General features: G+C 57.0%; 2 protein-coding genes. One reads left to right on the top strand and one right to left on the bottom strand.

What is annotated here, in order from left to right; translation table 11 throughout:
- Positions 1-1,261 precede the first annotated feature (1,261 nt).
- Positions 1,262-3,709: a prolyl oligopeptidase family serine peptidase gene (locus XF30_RS10860; RefSeq protein ID WP_244608903.1), complete on the top strand. Its 2,448-nt coding sequence runs from the start codon at positions 1,262-1,264 to the stop codon at positions 3,707-3,709.
- A gap of 758 nt (positions 3,710-4,467) precedes the next feature.
- Here the strand turns inward: XF30_RS10860 and XF30_RS10865 are convergent.
- Positions 4,468-5,178: an IS5 family transposase gene (locus XF30_RS10865; RefSeq protein WP_204524495.1), complete on the bottom strand. Its 711-nt coding sequence runs from the start codon at positions 5,176-5,178 to the stop codon at positions 4,468-4,470.
- Positions 5,179-5,557: the final 379 nt, after the last annotated feature.

Below are 5,557 nucleotides of genomic sequence, written 5' to 3' on the forward strand. Positions count from 1 at the left end.
CTCCCTTCGTTGCGTCCTCGATCGCGTACTGAACGACGGCAAGGTCGGATGGAGCGCGGGCCGAGCTCGATCACTCTTTAGTGGCTGATCTCATGGCCCAAACGGATCTCAGGAGCGCGCCTGGATGGGAAATGATCTTCTCTGCGCTGCGCGCGAAAGTAGATCGAGGGGCAAAGATCGAGTCACAAGCGATCGTTATCAAGTGCCCTTTGTGAACAGCACATCTGCGACTCTGAAGTCACGCGGCATAATCAGCGTATGCTAAGATGCTATCAGACTCAGTCCCTGCAGCATGTCAGCTGCGGTTGGTAATTGATCGAGCATCATCAGATTGTGTAGTAAATGCGATATCGGGCATACTCCCGCGGAGATCTTGCCTACGTTAGGCTCTACAGATGTTGTGAAATCCACGTCGCGGCTATACGGCATGGAAAGCACATTCCGGGCCTTGGGCCACCGCACTCTCACGCCAGAGATGTCGAACAACGCTGCTATCGCAACAATTTTTAAGCTCGAGGAGGCAGTCCACAAGAAGAGCTGGGTCGGTCCATGGCCGTAATGAGTTGCCGAAACTCTTCCCGTAAATTTCGCAGGTGAAATCAAGTTCTTCAGACCGCGAACTCGATTCATGCCGCCTAGCCCGTTGGGGCATCAACACTCACGGATGGTTCGTTATTCCGCGATAAGTCGCACGTCGGATCGAATAAGCAAGTTCTCGTAAGTCAGTTCTTTACCAGGTTGTACGTGACGCGCCGTTAGAAGTCGGCAATGATCGTGTTGATATGTGTTTGGCTGATTGCTGTTGTTCATGAAGCGGCGTTGTCAGCATTGTACTCTATAACACCGCCATTTAGCGTTGTAGTCTCTTGGATGCGCAGGCTTACCAAGTGGAGCTTGAAATGTTGGAGCTAGAGCTCAGGCGTCACCGCGATGTCAACGATTGGGTTGTGAATCCAAATCAGCGAAGCTTTAGGAAGACGCCGATGTCGGCGGATTAGGCCGCGGAGATCGCTCGGCTGCGCCACCAGAACGAACAGCTGCGCTGAGCTATCTTACAAAAAATTGACCGCGATCGTTGCCGGACCGGAGCTGCCATTTCGGATGTCTGCAGAGACCTTGTCGAGAGCTTAGCAAAGTCCTACTCGATGCGCGCCCGCTGCATGGTCTACTTTTACGGCAACATTTTCAGCGATACCCCTTCGCGCAAGGTTTGCGAGGTGAGCCACATGCTCAAGGCAATTTATGCCTAGCAGAGTTGTGAGTGGCCGAACGAAAGGCGCTCACGATGGTCGAAGAGTTACGTAGCGCGACGATGTGCAAGGTGGCCGTTCTGCAACATGTCGCCTTTACCACGACCCGCCTGTCAGGTGTGAGACTGACGTCCGAAAGTCGACACTTAAATGGGTTGGGAACGCCGGAGAACCTCGCATTTAAAGCGGCACGCTGCTTGCTCCATCGAAAGCCAGCGGACGCAATTCCGGCATGCCTGCGCTTTGAAGCCGAGTGTGCATCCTCCGAATGCTTCCACTCACCTAGCAAGATGCTCAAGGCTGGCTACTTCAGGAGAACTCCCATGAAAAACTCTCTTTTTATTGCAGCCTCTCTATCCATGAGCTGTTTGATGGCCGCGGGGCTGTCCCCGACGCTAGCGCCTGCGAGCGGGGCTGAAGATCCGTTTCTTTGGCTTGAGGAGATCGAAGGGCCGCGCGCATTGGCTTGGGCTCACACCGAGAACGATAAGACACTCAGTGCGCTCCAATCTGATCCACGTTACCAGCGCTTCTACGGGGAAGCGCTCCACATTCTTCAGGCCAAGGACCGGATTCCGTACGTCTCAATGGGACGGCGCGGTCTCGACAATTTCTGGCAGGATGAGAACCACGTGCGCGGCGTCTTGCGGCGTACGACGCTGGAAAGCTATCGCAGCCAAGCTCCCCGATGGGAGACCATCCTCGACGTGGATGCTCTCGCTGACGCGGACAAGAAGAACTGGGTTTTCAAGGGGGTGAGCTGTCTTCCGCCCGAAGAGCGCCTATGCTTGCTCAACCTGTCCGAGGGCGGAAAGGACGCTGTGTTCGTCCGGGAGTTCGATGCAGTTGCCAAAACCTTCGTCACAAACGGCTTCGCACTTCCCGAGGGAAAACAGCAGGTCACTTGGGTCAATAGCGACACGGTCCTGATTGCACGCGATTGGGGCGAGGGGACCATGACGCAAGCCGGTTACCCTTTCGTTGTGAAGGAGCTCAAGCGCGCTCAATCGCTGGCGGAAGCGCCCGAGGTCTTCCGTGGCGAGCCGACCGATGTCAAGGCTACACCATTCGTGCTGCGCGACAGTGAAGGTACGATCCATGCGACCGGTGCCGTCCGCAGCATCAGTTCGTTCGAGCATGAGTATGTTCTCTTTGGGTCCAAGCCGATTAAGCTCAATCTGCCAAAGAAGGCGACCATCGGGGGCATCGCGAGTAGTCGCCTGCTGGTGACGCTAAATGAAGACTGGATGCCGCCGTCTGGAGATACCCCCTTCTCAGCCGGTTCGATCATCTCGTATGACCTGACCGAATGGAAGCAGGATCCGCTGCGCGCCACGCCCACCCTCGTTTTCAAGCCTGGGCCTCGACAAGCGATCAGTGGATTCACCGCCACAAGAAACTTGTTAATCCTGACGATTCTCGACAATGTTCAGAGTAGGGCGTTCGTCTACAAGTACCATCAAGGCGCCTGGCGGGCCACGCCGATTCCGCTTCCAGATAATGCGAGTGTCGGTGTAGCTGCGACATCGGGTGAAACCGACGACGCGATGTTCACCGTCTCCAGCTTTCTTAGCCCGACGATGCTCTGGTACTTCGACGCCGCAACCGGTCGCCTTGAGACCCTGAAGACGACACCTCCTCGGTTCGACCCCTCGAGACATGTCGTCGAACAATTCGAGGCAATCTCGCGCGATGGCGCCCGCATTCCTTACTTTCTGCTACGACCCAAGAGCGCAAGGTTTGACGGATCAACTCCTACACTTCTCTACGGCTATGGTGGGTTTCAGATTCCGCTCATCCCCTCTTACGCGGGCCTCACCGGACGACTCTGGCTCGAGCAGGGCAACGCGTATGTTGTCGCGAACCTGCGCGGCGGCGGTGAGTTCGGGCCCCAATGGCACCAGACCGCCCAAAGAGCATCGAAGCAGCGGACATGGGATGATTTTATCGCCGTCGCGGAGGACTTGATTCGGCGCAAAATCACTTCTCCCCGCCGATTAGGCGTGGTCGGCGGTAGCCAAGGAGGCCTCCTGGTAGGGACCGCAATCACTCAACGACCGGACCTCTTCAATGCGGCCATCGTACAGGTTCCGTTGTTCGACATGGTTCGGTTCACCAAGCTGGGCGCAGGAGCCTCCTGGATCAGCGAGTATGGCGATCCCAGCATTCCCGATCAGCGCAAGTGGCTCGAGGCCTACTCGCCCTATCAGAGGTTGGTGCCAGGTAAGACCTACCCGGCCCCCTTCATTCTCACGTCCACCAAGGACGACCGCGTTCATCCAGCGCATGGCCGCAAGGCAGCGGCGAGGCTCGCTGCGTTGGGCCAACCGTACCTCTACTATGAGAATACCGACGGGGGGCATAGCGCCGCCACCAACCTAATTGAGCAGGCACGCCGGATCGCTTTGGAATATACGTACGCATCCCGGCGCTTGTCGATGAGTGATGGCGAGGACTAAGATCTACTTCAATGATGACGCTTGACGCGCGACGTTATCGGCAGCGTCGTCAGCAAGCCCGTCTTTGCTCATTCTTGACTGGCGATGGTATCTCGCTGGCGATGAATGCCAGCGATCAGCTACGTTCGCCGTCTCGCCTATCAGTCTCTGTAGGTAACTCAAGGCCGAGTTCTCGTCGCCCACGAGGCATTTCGTGTGAACAGCCCTCAGGGCAAAGCCGGTGCGTTAGCCTCTCGATCCCATGGCCAACTTCCTTGGCGGTGCGGATGCAGATAGGGATAGCGCCTTACTCATGAAGTCGTGCCAGAACAGCACTGAGAGCATGTTCTGAGGGGTTGCAGGAATTAGCGTGGCAGATTGAGCCGGTATTGATAGGCCACACGTACCATTGACCGATTGCGCAAAGGCCTGTCAGCTTGCGGTAAGCTATCACAGATACAGAGCCCTTGGGGTTAACGGGATATGGCAGGGACAGCGCTTTTGCTCCAGACGCGATCCGCGCCGAGTCACTTTCCGCTAGTCTCAACGGCAGTGCGGATGTGGTAGGGACTAGTTGGCCTGGTTTCACGCCCGGGTCGGTTAGTACCGAGCCGCACCCGCACTGTTTTACATCTAGCTCCGACCGATCGGGGTCGCTATCTCGACAAGCTTCGCAGGTACTCTGGCGAAGTCGGTACACCCACCTGAAGAGGTGAGGGCCACGGGCTTCCTTCTCTGCCGCAGCGCGCAATGAGTGGTGTTGGACACTAGAATCTATCTCAAAATTGTCGAAACAGGATCAGCAGGCAAGCGAGCTGGACGAAGCCGAGGAAGTTTTGCGGATAGAACTCCCAGCGGACCAGCAGGCGCCGCCGCCACTGTATCCAGGCGAAGAAGCGTTCGACCAGCCAACGCCGAGTATAACGACGGAGCCTGCGGCCATCCTGAGTGAGCGACCTCACTCGGTTTGAACGATGTGGCGCGATCATCTCGATGCCTTGTGACCGCAGTTCATCGTCGAGCGCATCGCTGTCATAGGCGCGGTCGCCGATCAGGTTCTCTGGCTTGGCCTCGATCATGTAGAAGTCGAAGCAGAGCTGTACCAAGCGCACTTCGTGATGGTTCGCGGCATGCGTGCTCACTGAAAGCGGCAAACCGTGGCGATCCACAATCGCCATGATTTTTAAGCCCTTTCCGCGCCTCGTTGGGCCGATCTCTGCACCGCCGCCTTTGGCCATCGCAAAGGTCGCGTCGATGAAACACTCCTCTTCGTCGAGCAAGCCTTTCTCGCGAAGTTCGTTGGCGATATCGGTCAGAACGCGCCGCAACACCTCATTGCGACACCAGTTCTGAAAGCGACGATGTACGGTCTTATAGTTCGGATAGCACTGCGGCAGCATGTGCCACTGCGCGTCCGTGTTCAAAATCCAAAGCGGCTTCGAGCACCTGACGCGTCGCAATCGGCTTTCGGCCCGGCCGGCCGTCGGCAATGTGCTCTTCCGGAAAGTGTTTCCGGATGCGCTCCCATTGCTCGTCCGTCAGCCGAATCATCTTTCCTTTATAGACGATCGACGCTGATCTTCAATTTTGAGATAGGTTCTACATACCGCCACGAGAGTCGCCTGAATCGCGAGTTCGGCCGCTAGCGCTTCGGCGGTGAAGGCTATGCCATGGAGGAGCTGGTCGCGTTATCTTGACGGTCTGCACTTACTCTCAGTGTCTTGCTGACGTCGATGCAACAGGACTGACGGAGGCGGTAGGTCGTGTTCCCACTTGTGGTGTAGCTCGGTCCGAGCAAAGCCGTCCGCACGCGCGCCATCCAATCGCGCCGTAGCGGGCGGACGGCTTTGGGGGTGGTCACCCTCGGCT

Origin of the sequence: Bradyrhizobium sp. SUTN9-2, assembly GCF_003122645.1 — a bacterium.
Lineage (GTDB): Bacteria > Pseudomonadota > Alphaproteobacteria > Rhizobiales > Xanthobacteraceae > Bradyrhizobium > Bradyrhizobium yuanmingense.